Here is a 14,730-nt window from a genome sequence, read left to right on the forward strand (position 1 = left end):
GGGGTGGAATAATGGTATTTATAACTGAAGATTTCCTTTAATTTTCGTATTGTTTTTATTAAATCCATAATGACTCATGCTTATTTTTTATAAAGTTCCTATCATAAGATTAAAGGAAATAAATAGAATAAGAAATACCCAGTGATCAGGATTTTTCCATATAAAAGTATTTAAAAAGTGATTCAAGATAAATAAATAATTTATTCAGTTTTAATTCTTATTCAGTTTGATATCAGTGAGTTTAATAATTGATAATTTATATAAAATGAGTTGTTAGTCGTTATTTAAAATAATACCTATTATTTATGTATTCTATCTAGGTGTTTTAATAGGGCTTAATAAATAATATATAAAAGAATGCAAAATAACATTCTTCTATATATGTACTCATTATCAATTAAAGACGCATTTCAATTCCTTGCTCAGCAAGATATTTTTTCGCCTCAGGGATAGAGTATTGACCAAAATGGAATATAGAGGCTGCCAATACAGCATCGGCACCACCTTTTAAAATACCATCTGCTAAATGTTGTAAATTACCCACACCACCTGATGCAATGGTCGGAATGGTGACACGATCATTAATTTGACGCATTAAACCAATGTCATAACCCGCTTTAGTCCCATCTGCATCCATAGAGGTAACCAATAACTCACCTGCACCGAATTGTGCCATTTTCACAGCCCATTCAATCGCATCTATGCCTGTCGGTTTGCGGCCGCCATGGGTGAAAATTTCCCATTTATTTTCACCAGTTCTTTTTGCATCGATTGCTACAACAATACATTGTGCACCAAAGCGCTGAGAAGCTTCTTGAACGAATTCAGGATTAAATACTGCAGCAGAGTTGATGCTGACTTTATCTGCACCTGCATTTAATAACAAACGGATATCTTCAACTTTACGAACACCACCACCAACTGTAAGGGGGACAAACACACTTTCAGCCATACGTTCAACAGTACGATAAGTGGTATCACGGCCATTCGATGTTGCGGTAATGTCTAAAAAGGTGATTTCATCTGCACCTTGCTCATTATAACGACGGGCAACTTCTACAGGATCTCCTGCGTCACGGATATCTAAAAACTGGACACCTTTCACCACACGACCATTATCTACGTCCAGGCAAGGAATAATACGTTTAGCGAGCATAATTTTTTCCAAAAATAACAGGCGATTATGAAAGTTCGTGACTTAGGTGCTACACCTCGATAGTCGAAGCGGTTATTCTATCAAACTTATGTAAGTTTTTTCGCAGGTTTTCTATGTCGGTTTATACCACTTTGAGTTTAAAAGAAGTTCAACACTTTGCAGCACCTTATGGATTAGAGGTGGTTGAACTTAAACCAATTCAAGGCGGTGTGCAAAATACCAACTATTTTATCATTTGTGCTGATGGAACACAGTTCGTATTAACATTATTTGAAAATATGGATGCGCAAGCAGCAGGGGAATTAATTCCTGTTTTAGAACACTTGGGTCAACAAGGTTTGCCAGTTCCTGTTCCGTTAAAACATAGCGGTCAGTCGATTCATAATTTAAAAGATAAACCTGCACAAATTGCGCCACGGATGTCAGGTAAACATCCGATGCCCTCTACAATCGCTCAAGTTGAGCAAATTGCTGTGGCACAGGCCAAAATGCATGTGGCGTTACAAGACTTCCCATTACAGCGTCAAGTGGTGCGTGATCATGCTTATTGGTACAACGTTGCTCAACAAATTAAACCGACTTTAGATGTAGCTGATAGTGCTTTGCTGAATAATCTTTTAGGTTTGTATGAAGCACTGACAATGATGTATCCAAATCGACCTAAAGGTTTTATTCATTCGGATTTGTTCTGTGACAATACTTTGTTTGAAGGCGATGAGTTAAAAGGCATTCTTGATTTTTATGAAATGAATCAAGATGAATTGCTTTTTGATATTGCGATTACGTTAAATGATTTTTGTACAGAATATCCGAGTGTTACTTTGAATGAAGCCAAAGCAATGGCTTTCTTAAATGCATATACCTCGATTCGTCCTTTGACTGAAGATGAAAGAGCTTGTTTAGAGTTATATTTGGCTATGGCCGCAGGTCGCTTTTGGATGATGCGTTTACAAATTGCTCAGATGAATGCTGCTGAAGCACGTACAGGTGATGATATTTTGCAGAAAAATCCGCAAGAAATGCGTAATATGTTGATCGAAAGATTAAAGTTTGTTACTGCTTAATAGTTTTTTAGGAAATAAAATGCGTGATCAAGGTCGTTTAGTTGAATGGTTTGATGATAAAGGCTATGGCTTTATTCAACCAAATGATGGTGTAAAAGATCGCGTATTTTTACACATCAAAGATTTTGCACAAAAAGGGCCACGCCCAATCGTTGGCTGTGCACTTGAATATGTGGTGCAATTAGATGGTCAAGGGCGTTATAAAGCAAAACAAGTCACGTATTTAAAAGCTACACAAATGGCGAAAGTGACAAGCCCGCAAGCGGCTAAAGCCAAACATTTACATGCAACAAAGCAGGCTAAATTACAGCCGATGCAAATTCTTTGCGCTGTTTATATTATTGTTTTGGCAATCTTGAGCATAAGTGGTTTGCTCAATGGCATGTTTATTCTTTTTGTCAGTATCATCAATGTGATGACCTATTGGTTTTACGCACAAGATAAAGAAGCTGCGCAGAGCAATCAGCGTCGTGTTCCTGAAAATACCCTGCATATTTTAGCTTTTTTAGGCGGTTGGCCCGCAGCTTGGCTAGCCCAGCAACGCTTACGACATAAAACACAAAAACAACCCTTTAAAAAGATTTATTTGTGTACCATATTCTTTAATATTTTATTGATTTTATGGTTAATTTCGCCTTTGAATATGTTTAAGATTTAAACGGGCGTTAGCAAATTTAAAAGGGCTTACAATGAATAATTATGTTGATCCAAATAATAGTAAATCTCTGACTTTAATTTTATATATCCTTTATATTGTTGCAATTTTTTCTGCGGGAATTCTTGCAATCATTGCATTGATTATCAATTATGTAAAATTGAATTCGGTCCGTGGTACGATTTTCGAAAGTCATTTTAGATGGCAAATCCGCACTTTTTGGTGGTATTTAGTCTGGACGGTAATTGCATTTATTCCGTTTATTTTTCTATTTTTTACCATGGATAATGTCAATGCCTTTGCTGGTGTTGCGGTGGGTGCTACGATCTTTTGTGCTGCCACTTTATTTATTTCTTGGATATGGATTGTCTATCGGGCCATTCGAGGCATTATTGCGCTGAATGATGATCAAGCCTTACCGATATAACTGAATGAACAATATTTGGTAAGTCTTGTTCTTGAGCAATACAGCTTGATCAAACAGTAATTTTAGTAAAAACAGCGTTCTGATTAAGAACGCTGTTTTTCTATCTCAGCCGAATTTTCTTCAAGCTGTCGTTTGTATAAAAATTTGGGTTTCCATTCACTGATGATAACCCCCAATACTACAAGTAAACCGCCAAAAAGAGCCAGCAATGGTAAGCGCTCACCTGCAATTCTCCCAAATAAAGCTGCCCAAACTGGTTCGCCAGCATAAATCAAGGCAGCTTGAGAAGGATCGACAGAACGTTGTGCCCAATTCATTGTCAATTGTAATAGAGCACTGGTTAAGCCTAGCCCAACTGAAAGCATCACCAATTGCCACGAGAAGGGTGGAATATGCAACTCGTCCACAAAAGGCATACTGGCAAATGAAATCAATGAAGCAAAGGCAAGCTGAATCACCGTTACACGCTGAATATTGACGCTTCCAGCAAAGTACCCGATGAGAATGATCTCCATAGCAATTGCAAATGAGCCAACTAATGTGACGATTTGCCCTGTATTTAAATCAATTTGATCAAAACCATTTCCTGTCAGAAAAATTAAACCGATAAATGCTAAAAAAATACCAAGCCAGATCATGATATGTGGTCTTTTACGAAAAATCACCCAGATAAGAATCGGAACAAGTGGTACATACAAAGCAGTTAAAAATGCAGACTCACTGCTACTAATAGTTTGCATACCTACCGTTTGTGAGCCATAACCTGCAGCAATCATGCCACCAATGAGCGCACCTGCGATTAGCTCTTTTAGATTTATACCTTTTAGATATTTATAAGATAATAATCCAACAGCAATGGTGGCCGCAGCAAAACGACAACCGACAAAAAACATAGGGGAACTATAGTTTAGGGCACAATGTACAATGACAAATGTACCACCCCAAATCATGGTCATGAGTATCAACGCAATTTGAGGTGTTCTGGACTTTAAAAATAAAGCGAGGGGAGAGGAAGACATAAAATAGAGTAATGTGGAAGAGCAGGGCTATTTTACGTGAAAGCACAGGATTGTGCAGATGTTAAGCTGAGTAATCGGGTATTTAAATCATTCAATTGTCATGCAATAGTGATAGCCTATTGAATCAAAATTTTGATAAAGAGAAATAAATCATGGTGATCGAACAGGCTTTATTTCATATTGTTGATGGTCAACAAATGGCTTTTGAAAAGAAATTTTATGAACTATCGGATACCTTTAGAATTGCTCAAGGTTGTGAAAAATTTAAATTGATCCGATGTATAGAAGACAATCAAAAATATATTCTACAAATTCATTGGATTGACCTTCAAACCCATACAGATATTTTTATGAAAACGGATGAATTCAAACAGTGGTTTATGTCAATGAAACCCTTTTTAGCCAGTAAAATTGAAATGCAACATTTTGAAAATACATTGGTTTAAATAAAAATATAGCAATTCAAACACTATTTTTCACATATAAAAAAAGAGAACCTCTTAGGTTCTCTTTTTTAATCAGATCTTGATTTGGACATTAAAACCCTTGTTCATCCAATAACAATTGAGCTTCACGTAGGTTGAGTGTGCCTTCGTAAATTGCACGACCTGTGATCGCACCTAAAATACCTGGTTTCCCTTTTAAATTACGTACATCGTCTAGATTGGTTACACCGCCTGACGCGATCACTGGAAGACCTGAGTATTGCGCAAGATTTACAGTCTGTTCAACATTTACGCCTTGCATCATACCATCACGCGCGATATCGGTATAAACAATGCTCGAAACCCCAGCATCTGCAAAACGTTTTGCAAGATCAGTGGCTTTTACATCTGTGACATTTGCCCAACCATCTGTTGCAACCATACCATTTATTGCATCAATACCAACGATTATGTGTCCTGCAAACTTATTGCATGCTTCTTCAACAAATTCAGGATTTTGAACTGCTTTAGTTCCAATGATTACAAAAGAAACACCTGCATCTAGGTAATGTTCAATTGTTTCCAAAGAGCGAATACCACCACCAATTTGAATAGGAAGTTCAGGTTGTGCTCTAGCAATTGCCTCAACTACTGGTTTATGAATTGGTGTTCCCGCAAAAGCCCCATTCAAATCAACCAAATGTAAACGACGAGCGCCTTCATTCACCCAATGCTGTGCTGTTGCGACAGGATCATCAGAAAATACGGTATCGTCTTCCATACGACCTTGTTTTAAACGAACACATTTACCATCTTTCAGATCAATTGCCGGGATGATCAGCATGCTTTCGCTCCTTGCTTAATCTCAATTAAGAATTTATTGATCTTCATATTAGCAAAAACTTGATCAATTTCTAAGTGTCAGTTTAGGCTTTTATTGGGCTGAATGCTCAATTTAAGCTGAGTATACGCGATCGTGTCAGGTATTAAGCCTAAATCCAGTAAGGCTTTGAAAATTAATATAGCAGCATAAGCATCGGCTGCCGCATATTCAATTTGAGGTGTTGTGAGGATTTTACGTGACCAATTTGAAGTGCTAATTGATTTACTTTTAGGGAAGTTGACCTTGAATAACAATGCCATCGCATTTTTAATCCCCAAAGGATTGTTGAAACCAAAACTCGAAAAGCATTTTGAAAGTTCGATAACACTGTTGAGTTGTATGCCTTTTTTACGAAATAGATGTGCATCATTTTTTAAGCCAAAACCGACTTTAATTTGATCAGGATTTTCAAAAAAAGGGGTTAAAAAATGAAGAACATCAGGTGAAACTTGAAATAAATAGGCTTTTTCAAAAGTCGCGAGTTGAATAAGGTGTGGACCTGTTTGTATTTCACCTTTATTAAATGTAGGTTTAGACTCGGTATCGAAACCAAAAAGGCGCGCCGTTTTTAATTCTTCTGCAATCGCGTGGCATTGTTGCAAGTCATTGATCACCATAATTTTATTCAAAAGTAAATTTTGAAAACGGGGAAAGCTCTGAATTTGCTCTTTACTTGGAAGTTGCTGAGTTTGAATATTCACAAATTTAAGCTCACAAATTTTAGTCGACCGGTTTAAGCATTAAAAATATTAATCATATTGTGTTATAACAAACTTTGAATAAAAGATGATAGTTTTATGGGTCGAAAACACAGGAATAAAGTGTATGGTTGAAAAAGATGATGATCTTTTTATCGAAGGTGCAAAGCGTTTAAAACAATTGATTCAGGATAAAAATATAAAAGCCAGTGATATTGTTAACGTACTCGAAACTTCTAAAGGGACCATGACCAAATGGTTGCAGAACTCCACACCCTCGAGTGCGCAAAGTCTAATTGAATTGGCCCGTTTAGTCGGAATGACTGAACGTTGGAATATGGAGTCTAAACACCAAGATAAAGCTGATCTTGTAACTAAAGCTTATGCTGAGTCTGAATTGGATTTAAGTCATGTCACAATGGAACAATTGATCAATGAAATTAAAGACCGGTACGCAGCTTTAAATTTAAAGGCGGATATTAAAATTAGTGTTGAACCGTTGGAAGGTGGTTTTGTCACCAAAGAGTAAAATAACCACCTTATAAACATAGGGTGGTTATTCCAGATGCTTTATTCAGATTGATTAATTTGCTGTTGATATTGTTGTAGTTGTTGTGCTTGCTCTATATAACTTTGATATGCTGGAATTGCTGTAATTGCAAGAATTAGAATACTGATTGGTAATACTACAATATAAATCCAGCCGAGTACTTTTTCCCAACCCTGAGTAATACGAGGTGCGCCATAGTTATTTGCCCCTGTATCTCCTTTTGCACAACTTAAATAAATAAAAAAGAATAAGTTAACCAAAGGTATAAACATGAGAAGAGATAGCCATCCACTTTGATTTTTGTCATGTAAGCGGCGGATTATAAAAATAAAACTGAAGTAAATCAGAGCAATGTAGATAATAATCGCAACTGCACCTAATATAAATAAGAGTGCCATAGAAGGTGAATTACTTAAAGCAGGGATGAATAATGCAGCGATAATACCCACTACGCACATAGATAGACCCAATAGCATATTCCATCCTAAATAAGATAATCTGCCGAAACGGCCACCGGCGCTTAGAGCTGAATCATGGGTTTGAAAATTAGAGGGCATTTTTGTTTTCCTAGAATGAATTAAGGTTTAAATCAGTTTTTAAAATGAATTGTTGGATTTTTATTCAATTTGAATGAATCATAATAAACAGAGGATAAAAAATAAAGTCTTAATAGAATAAAAAATCAAGCCAACTGCAATTGGCTTGATTTTTAGAGATATAAATCAGGATGAAACTGACGAATGAATTAGATTTTCCATTCCACAAAGTTTTTCAGTAACTGCAAACCTGCTGTATGGCTCTTTTCTGGATGGAATTGTGTCGCAAACAAATTTTCTTTATGAATGGCTGTGCAGAACTGCAAACCATAATCACATGTTGCAGCAACAAGAGACTGCTCTTGTGGTTCGACATAATAGCTATGTACAAAGTAGAAACGGGTATCTTGATTAATATCTTTCCACATAGGATGATTCGGATCTATTTGATGAACTTGGTTCCATCCCATATGTGGGACTTTTAAGTCTTTCATATCTGGGAAATGTTTTACAACTCCATCAAAAATCCCCAGTGCTGGAGTACCTGCATTTTCCTCTGATGATTCAAGCAAAGCTTGCATACCGACACAAATCGCAAGTACAGGTTTATTAAACGCCGCATGGCGTACAACTTCATCAATACCAGCTTCATGCATACCCTGCATACAATCACGCATTGCACCTACACCAGGAAATACGATTTTATCTGCTTGAGCGATTAATTTTGGATCATTTGTGACATCTACAGTTGCGCCAACATGTTCGAGTGCTTTGGCTGCTGAATGAAGATTTCCCATGCCATAGTCAAGAAGGGCAATACGGGTCATTACAAGGTTCCTTTGGTCGATGCAACAGTATTTTCTGCACGAGGATCAACTTCACATGCCATACGAAGTGCACGTGCAAATGCTTTGAACACACTTTCAATTTGATGATGGCTATTTTTGCCTTTTAAATTGTCAATATGCAAAGTCATTAAAGCGTGATTTACAAAGCCCTGAAAAAACTCGGAAAATAAATCCACATCAAAGCTGCCGATACGAGCACGTGTAAAAGGGATATCCATCCATAAGCCCGGACGACCTGATAAATCCACTACGACACGGCTTAAAGCTTCATCAAGCGGCGCATAGAAGTGACCATAACGTTTTAAGCCTTTTTTATCACCTAGTGCTTGCGCAAATGCTTGGCCTAGTGTGATTCCACAGTCTTCTACAGTATGGTGATCATCGATTTCTAAGTCACCATCACAATGAATATCGATGTCAAATAAACCATGACGCTTGATTTGATCAACCATATGGTCTAAAAAGGGAACACCTGTATTGAGCGTGCCTTGACCAGTACCATCAAGATTCACACGAACTCGAATTTTAGTTTCGTTGGTGTTTCTTACCACTTCACTGATACGTTGCGCCATAGACACGTTCCTCAAAAAACGTCAAAAATTAAAAGTTTGATGTAAAGATATTTCGCTGTGACGAAAGTCACAGCATATTAGATTGCTCAGGAGGGTTAATCAATGCCTATTACCGTACATGCTAAAACTTCACTCGAAAATGAAGAAGTTCGCGATCAGCTTGAGCGATTATATGACACCAGTCCTGAATTTGGGGATGGTCATGATGCCATAGAACAACTTGAGCAAAACTTTGCTCATTATACCTTACTTTATGTCGCAGAATTTAATACAAAGATTATTGGTGCATTATGGTGTACAGGGCAAGGTGAAAGTCGGACTCTAGAAAATATTGTGGTGCATCCTGCTAACCGAGGACGAGGCGTTGCAGAACGTTTAGTCGAAGAAGTTTGTCGGATCGAGGAAGAAAAGGGCGTTAAAAATTTTGAACCGGGCTGTGGAGCAATCCACCGTTGTTTAGCTCACTTAGGCAAAATCTAAGATGATCAAGAGTCTTTAATCAATTGAAGCAACCTGATTAGGTTGCTTTTTTTATTTGGATATTTTAGGAAAAATAAGTTTGGGCTAATCTTGAAGCAGAATATTCTAGTTTTCAGAGAAACACTTTAGACAAATTAAATTTTGGATGAATACCTTGGTCTCTAAATAGAAAATGCAGAAATTGGCACCCCATCACTTAAAAGTGTATGGAAAACAACCTTATTCAGTGTGAATGAGTGGTTTTTGTTGTAAAAATAAACTATTGAATGATTTTTGTGATTTCAATGCTTGACGGCTAAACCATTAAATTGTTTAATACGCCCCATCGGCGTGATAGCTCAGTAGGTAGAGCAACGGATTGAAAATCCGTGTGTCCCCAGTTCGACCCTGGGTCTCGCCACCATATTTAAAAATCTTTGAGATTTCAATCCCTGATCCCATCAGGGATTTTTTTTGGATGAAAAATATTCGGTTGAATAAAAAAGTCATGATTTTTATTGACTATTGAACTGAGATACGGCTTAATACACCGCATCGGCGTGATAGCTCAGTAGGTAGAGCAACGGATTGAAAATCCGTGTGTCCCCAGTTCGATCCTGGGTCTCGCCACCATATTTGAAAAACCTCAAACCTTGTTTGAGGTTTTTTATTGCCTGTTTACTTTTTGGGAATTCAAAAATTGATTCTCATCATTAAAAAATGTCACTGAGAAGTTGTAAATTGAAGCCATTGTCTTACAAAATATCTTGTCATGACTTATAAATGTCGTAAGATAAATTTTAGGTAAGTGAAATAGATTGTTATAAGAACAATGAAAGATTTATTTTCATCAGGTAGCCAGCTTTATCAGCAAGCCCGACCGAGTTATCCTCCTGAAGTGGTTCAGGAAATTTTAAATCATGTTCCAGAACGTGGTTTTGCTTGGGATTGTGGTGCAGGTTCAGGCCAATTTACTCAACTGCTCAGCCCTTATTTCGATCATATTGTTGCAACAGATATGAGCGAAAAACAATTAAGTCTTGCACCTTATTTTGATAATGTGAGCTATCAAGTCCAATCTGCCGAAAAAACCTCATTTATAGCACAGAGTTTTGATTTGATTTCTGTTGCTCAGGCCATTCATTGGTTTGATTTTGTAGAATTTTATAAAGAAGTTGAACGCACACTAAAACCCCAAGGTATTCTTGCGGTGATCGGTTACGGCTTAATTCATGTCGAAAATTCAGCCATCAATACAATGATTCAAAACTTATATACTGAAAAACTAGAAGGCTATTGGGATACAGAGCGCCGTTATATCGATGAAGAATATAAAACCATTCCATTTCCTTTTGAAGAAATAAATGTTGCTGAGTTTAAGATGCAGTACCAGTGGTCGTCTGCGCAATTATTAAAGTACTTATCCACTTGGTCTGCAATTAAACACTATTGCGAAAGAAATCAGGATCATCCATTACTTGATTTAGCTGAAGCATTAACCAACGAGCTTGCAGATTTGACCATCACATTCCCGGTTTTTTTAAGAGTGGGCAAAATTAAAAAATCAAAGAAAAAATGCTTTATGCACAAATAAAATAAGGATCGCATTTTATCTTTGATTACAACAAATATTGCTAACAATATACTTACTTATATATTATTTAAAAGTAAGATAATTGATGAAAACTCCTGTTAAAATATTATCCCTTACTGTATGGGTATCGGTATTCAGCTCTACATCTTTTGCAACGACAGGTTATTTTATGCATGGCTATGGGGTAAAGGCCCAAGGCAATGCAGGAACTTCCATTGCTCAATTTCAAGATGCATTAACGATTGCTAATAACCCAGCAGGGTTAAGCTGGGTTGGTGATCGTATTGATGTTGGTGCAACTGTGTTTTCACCTGATCGTTCAGCTGAGTTTGTGGCTAATCAAATACCACAAGATTATCCTAATGCCAATGGTACATACGACGGCAATGGACGCAAATATTTTGTACTACCAGAGCTTGCCTTCAATCACCAAATTAGTCACCAAGTAGCTTTAGGTTTAGCAATATATGGGAATGGCGGAATGAATACGGGGTATAAAAATAATCCATTTGCAGCATTTGGCAACACTGGAACAGCAGGAGTGGATTTAACACAGGTTTTCATTACTCCAGCAGTTGCTTGGAAATATTCAGAAAATCAATCTATTGGAATTGCAACCAATATTCTCTATCAACGTTTTGAAGCGCAGGGAATTGGTGGGTTTAGCGCATTTTCAGCCGATAGTTTAAATTTAAGCAATCGTGGTAAGGATTCTGCGACTGGCTTTGGTGCACGTATTGGTTGGGCTGGAAAATTCTTTGATCAACGCTTAACTTTTGGTGCAAATTATTCTTCAAAAATTAATGCAGATCGCTTTGATCGATATCGTGGGTTATTTGCTGAACGAGGTGACTTTGATGTTCCTGAAAGTTATGGTGTTGGTGTAGCTGTCAAAATCACACCTTTATTAACAGTAGCTGCGGATGTGCAACGGATTAACTATTCGGATGTGAAATCGGTAGGAAATCCTTTTGATCTTGCACAATTACAACAAGGTCATGCTTTTGGTACACTACAAGGGCCTGGATTTGGCTGGAACGATATCAATATCTATAAACTGGGTGTGTCTTATCAAGCACATCCAAAGCTCACACTAAGAGCCGGTTATAGTCATAATGATCAACCGATTCCAGACAGTGAAGTCTTTTTAAATATTCTTGCTCCAGGGGTGATTCAAGACCACCTCAGCGTAGGTGCAACTTGGAATTTCGATCAACATCAAGAAATCAATATTGCCTATACACGTGCTTTAGAAGATGAGGTAAAAGGAAAAATTTCCCCTGCGTTTGGTAGTGGTGAAGCGAAACTCAAAATGAGTCAGGATATTCTAGGTCTATCATATGGCTATAAATTCTAAAATTTTTTGTAAATAACTATGAGATTAATTCTATTGGGCTTATTTTAATCTGGGATAAGGCGTTTACCTAAACACACGACTTCAATTTCTTCATAGCCAAGTTGCTCATAAAAGCTTTGTACATCAATGTTATCTTTGCGGATCAGGAGTTGCAGTTTTGGGCAGCCTAATGCAACTAAGCGCTTTTCAAGTTGTTGTATCAGTGCGGTCGCAACACCATTACGTTGATCATGAGGGTGCACGGCAAGATAGTTGACCCAGCCCCGATGCCCATCATACCCCCCCATAACCGTAGCGATCAATTGTTCATCTTTGACCGCCAATAGAAACAATCCGTCTTTTTGTGCGACTTTACGGAAGATATCAATTTCTGGGTTGTTCCAAGGACGGGTTAAATCGCAGACTTCCCACAGTGCGATGACTTCGTCTAAATCGGTTTCCTGAAACTGTCTGATAATAAACATAGAATTTTTATCTCTTGTTTTTTAAAACAATCTTTACAGCAGATTAATATAAAAAACCGCAGTTGATAAGTTTATTTTTTAGACAATGCGTAAATACTTTTTGCTGAGTTTGTTAACTTATAAAAACGTTATAGGCTGAGAATAGTGATTTTTTATTGATTGAAAGTGTGCATAATAATGGAGGCATAATTTAAAACAAAAAAGGAACTTCACGTGAATAAACAGGAATTTGATTATATTATTATCGGTGGCGGAAGCTCGGGCTGTGTGTTGGCTGGGCGTTTATCAGAAAACCCGCAAGTTTCTGTTTGTCTACTTGAAGCAGGAGGGGCTGGAGAGGGCTGGAAAGTAGAAGTTCCTTGTGCAGCGGTGATTAGTATTCCAACCAAGATCAATAACTGGGCCTTTGAAACTGTACCGCAAAAGGGCTTAAATGGTCGTAAAGGCTACCAGCCTCGTGGAAAATGCTTGGGTGGCTCATCGGCAATTAATGCCATGGTGTATATCCGTGGACATCGACAAGATTATGACGATTGGGCAGCCTTAGGCAATACTGGTTGGTCATATGATGAGGTCTTGCCTTATTTTATTAAATCTGAAAATAACCAAAGAATTAAAAACAAATATCATGGTAATGCTGGCCCACTTTCAGTTATTGATTTACGCAGTGATAACCCATTACAGCAAAAATATATCGCAGCCGCTAAAGAACAAGGTTATCGAATTCTGGATGACTTCAATGGTGAAGAGCAGGAAGGTTTAGGGGTTTATCAAGTGACCCATATCAATGGGGAGCGGTGCAGCTCCGCGCGGGCTTATTTGTTTCCACATCGAGATCGTAAAAATTTAACGGTCGAAACCCATGCACAGACTCAGCGGATTTTGATTGAAAATGGGGTGGCTGTGGGGGTGGAATATAAGCAGAGTGGGCAGCTCAAACAAATTTTTGCACGTCGAGAAGTGTTATTGAGTGCGGGAGCGATGCAGTCGCCACAGATTCTGATGCTCTCAGGTATTGGTGACCAACAAGAACTTGCTGAACATGGAATTGCAGTGAAACAGCATTTACCTGGTGTGGGTAAAAATTTTCATGATCATCCCGATTTTATTTTTGGTTATAAAGTCAGTGAAATTCAAGGGACATTTGGATTATCCTTGCCAGGTTCGATTGATCTATTTAAACAAATTGGGCGTTACCGTAAAGAACGCCGTGGTTTGATGACTACGAATTTTGCTGAATGTGGCGGATTTATTAAAAGTTCAAACGAACAAAGCCTACCGAATTTACAGTTACATTTCGTCATTGCGCTCGTGGATAATCATGCACGAACAATGCATACAGGACATGGTATTTCCTGTCATGTCTGCCTGCTCAATCCAGTCAGTCGTGGTTCCATTAAGATGAGTGGACCAAGTATCGATGATCCTTTATTGATTGACCCTAATTTCTATGGGGAAGAGTCTGATTTAGAGGAAATGGTCAAAGGCTTTAAACTCACTCAGAAATTAATGCAATCTGATGCTTTTAAAAGCATGATTAAAGAAGATTTATTTACAGCCACTGTAAAAACAGATGAGGAGATTCGACAAGTTTTAAGAGATCGCTCAGATACCGTTTATCACCCTGTAGGAAGTTGTAAAATGGGAGTGGATGAGATGGCTGTGGTTGATCCACGTTTGCGAGTTTATGGTATTCAAAACTTGCGTGTGGTCGATGCGTCAATCATGCCAAAAGTGGTGAATGGCAATACCAATGCCCCTGCAATTATGATTGCAGAGAAAGCGGTTGAGATGATTAATCAGGATCAAGCCAGTGTGGCGTTTATTCAAAAGAAAGACAAAGTGCGTGTCGCAATTTAAGTCTTTAGATATTTAAAAATGAAGAGAACTCATTATTGAAATTTCAAATCAACTTAACGATACTTTTTATAGAACAGTAGATATAGCGTGAATTTAAAAATGGGGAAATGAGCATTCAAGCAAAAATAGCTCAATAAAAAACGCCCCTCATTCAGGGCGTTTT

Annotated in this window: 17 protein-coding genes and 2 tRNA genes; 11 read left to right on the forward strand and 8 right to left on the reverse strand. The window is 37.7% G+C overall.

All coding sequences use genetic code 11. The features are described 5' to 3' along the window. Positions 1-397: 397 nt before the first annotated feature. Positions 398-1,156 (reverse strand): imidazole glycerol phosphate synthase subunit HisF, encoded by a 759-nt coding sequence (gene hisF, locus ACG9ZL_RS00270; RefSeq protein WP_427927399.1) that lies wholly within the window; start codon positions 1,154-1,156, stop codon positions 398-400. 113 nt (positions 1,157-1,269) lie between these two features. On the opposite strand from hisF, the gene ACG9ZL_RS00275 reads away from it, so the two are divergent. From ACG9ZL_RS00275 to ACG9ZL_RS00285, 3 genes are read left to right on the forward strand one after another with little or no spacing between them, the layout of a single operon-like run. Then, positions 1,270-2,220: a homoserine kinase gene (locus tag ACG9ZL_RS00275; protein WP_419358694.1), complete on the forward strand. Its 951-nt coding sequence runs from the start codon at positions 1,270-1,272 to the stop codon at positions 2,218-2,220. Between the two features lie 19 nt (positions 2,221-2,239). Beyond that, a complete protein-coding gene (locus ACG9ZL_RS00280) occupies positions 2,240-2,878 on the forward strand; it encodes a DUF1294 domain-containing protein (protein ID WP_336953652.1) in 639 nt (212 codons plus the stop codon). A 31-nt stretch (positions 2,879-2,909) separates the two neighbouring features. Further along, complete coding sequence (locus tag ACG9ZL_RS00285; protein ID WP_004725331.1) at positions 2,910-3,302, forward strand: DUF4870 family protein; 393 nt, start codon at positions 2,910-2,912, stop codon at positions 3,300-3,302. A gap of 83 nt (positions 3,303-3,385) precedes the next feature. On the opposite strand, the gene ACG9ZL_RS00290 is transcribed toward ACG9ZL_RS00285, so the two are convergent. Beyond that, complete coding sequence (locus ACG9ZL_RS00290; RefSeq protein WP_336953653.1) at positions 3,386-4,321, reverse strand: DMT family transporter; 936 nt, start codon at positions 4,319-4,321, stop codon at positions 3,386-3,388. A 152-nt stretch (positions 4,322-4,473) separates the two neighbouring features. Here ACG9ZL_RS00290 and ACG9ZL_RS00295 point away from each other — a divergent pair, with 152 nt between their 5' ends. Then, positions 4,474-4,767, forward strand: a complete 294-nt coding sequence (locus ACG9ZL_RS00295; RefSeq protein ID WP_419358697.1) for an antibiotic biosynthesis monooxygenase family protein — start codon at positions 4,474-4,476, stop codon at positions 4,765-4,767. 91 nt (positions 4,768-4,858) lie between these two features. On the opposite strand, the gene hisA is transcribed toward ACG9ZL_RS00295, so the two are convergent. Both hisA and ACG9ZL_RS00305 read right to left on the reverse strand, forming a co-directional pair. Beyond that, complete coding sequence (hisA, locus tag ACG9ZL_RS00300; RefSeq protein ID WP_336953655.1) at positions 4,859-5,590, reverse strand: 1-(5-phosphoribosyl)-5-[(5-phosphoribosylamino)methylideneamino]imidazole-4-carboxamide isomerase; 732 nt, start codon at positions 5,588-5,590, stop codon at positions 4,859-4,861. A gap of 77 nt (positions 5,591-5,667) precedes the next feature. Then, a complete protein-coding gene (locus tag ACG9ZL_RS00305) occupies positions 5,668-6,330 on the reverse strand; it encodes a 3'-5' exonuclease (protein WP_419358699.1) in 663 nt (220 codons plus the stop codon). Positions 6,331-6,454: 124 nt separating this feature from the next. Between ACG9ZL_RS00305 and ACG9ZL_RS00310 the strand changes: the two genes are divergently transcribed. Beyond that, complete coding sequence (locus ACG9ZL_RS00310) at positions 6,455-6,856, forward strand: transcriptional regulator (RefSeq protein ID WP_336953657.1); 402 nt, start codon at positions 6,455-6,457, stop codon at positions 6,854-6,856. A gap of 41 nt (positions 6,857-6,897) precedes the next feature. Here the strand turns inward: ACG9ZL_RS00310 and ACG9ZL_RS00315 are convergent, their stop codons facing one another. The 3 genes from ACG9ZL_RS00315 to hisB all read right to left on the reverse strand — a co-directional run bounded on the left by ACG9ZL_RS00315 (position 6,898) and on the right by hisB (position 8,833). After that, positions 6,898-7,434 (reverse strand): DUF805 domain-containing protein, encoded by a 537-nt coding sequence (locus ACG9ZL_RS00315; RefSeq protein ID WP_419327995.1) that lies wholly within the window; start codon positions 7,432-7,434, stop codon positions 6,898-6,900. A 188-nt stretch (positions 7,435-7,622) separates the two neighbouring features. Further along, entirely contained in the window at positions 7,623-8,240 is a 618-nt protein-coding gene (gene hisH, locus ACG9ZL_RS00320) for an imidazole glycerol phosphate synthase subunit HisH (protein WP_336953659.1), read from the reverse strand. Next, positions 8,240-8,833, reverse strand: coding sequence for an imidazoleglycerol-phosphate dehydratase HisB (gene hisB, locus ACG9ZL_RS00325; protein ID WP_004725347.1), 594 nt, complete (start codon positions 8,831-8,833; stop codon positions 8,240-8,242). The genes hisH and hisB overlap by 1 nt, the downstream gene beginning before the upstream one ends. Before the next feature lie 102 nt (positions 8,834-8,935). Between hisB and ACG9ZL_RS00330 the strand changes: the two genes are divergently transcribed. The 5 genes from ACG9ZL_RS00330 (at position 8,936) to ACG9ZL_RS00350 (ending at position 12,243) form a co-directional block, all read left to right on the forward strand. Next, positions 8,936-9,313, forward strand: a complete 378-nt coding sequence (locus ACG9ZL_RS00330; protein WP_419358701.1) for a GNAT family N-acetyltransferase — start codon at positions 8,936-8,938, stop codon at positions 9,311-9,313. Positions 9,314-9,640: 327 nt separating this feature from the next. After that, a tRNA-Phe gene (locus ACG9ZL_RS00335) sits at positions 9,641-9,716 on the forward strand. 133 nt (positions 9,717-9,849) lie between these two features. Then, a tRNA-Phe gene (locus ACG9ZL_RS00340) sits at positions 9,850-9,925 on the forward strand. 199 nt (positions 9,926-10,124) lie between these two features. After that, complete coding sequence (locus ACG9ZL_RS00345) at positions 10,125-10,886, forward strand: class I SAM-dependent methyltransferase (RefSeq protein WP_336953660.1); 762 nt, start codon at positions 10,125-10,127, stop codon at positions 10,884-10,886. 85 nt (positions 10,887-10,971) lie between these two features. After that, positions 10,972-12,243: an OmpP1/FadL family transporter gene (locus ACG9ZL_RS00350; RefSeq protein WP_419327994.1), complete on the forward strand. Its 1,272-nt coding sequence runs from the start codon at positions 10,972-10,974 to the stop codon at positions 12,241-12,243. A 44-nt stretch (positions 12,244-12,287) separates the two neighbouring features. Here the strand turns inward: ACG9ZL_RS00350 and ACG9ZL_RS00355 are convergent, their stop codons facing one another. Beyond that, a complete protein-coding gene (locus ACG9ZL_RS00355) occupies positions 12,288-12,707 on the reverse strand; it encodes a GNAT family acetyltransferase (RefSeq protein WP_336953662.1) in 420 nt (139 codons plus the stop codon). Between the two features lie 213 nt (positions 12,708-12,920). Here ACG9ZL_RS00355 and ACG9ZL_RS00360 point away from each other — a divergent pair, with 213 nt between their 5' ends. After that, complete coding sequence (locus ACG9ZL_RS00360) at positions 12,921-14,567, forward strand: GMC family oxidoreductase (RefSeq protein ID WP_419327993.1); 1,647 nt, start codon at positions 12,921-12,923, stop codon at positions 14,565-14,567. Positions 14,568-14,730 lie beyond the last annotated feature (163 nt).

Origin of the sequence: Acinetobacter legionensis, from assembly GCF_048551735.1 — a bacterium.
In the GTDB taxonomy this organism is placed as follows: domain Bacteria; phylum Pseudomonadota; class Gammaproteobacteria; order Pseudomonadales; family Moraxellaceae; genus Acinetobacter.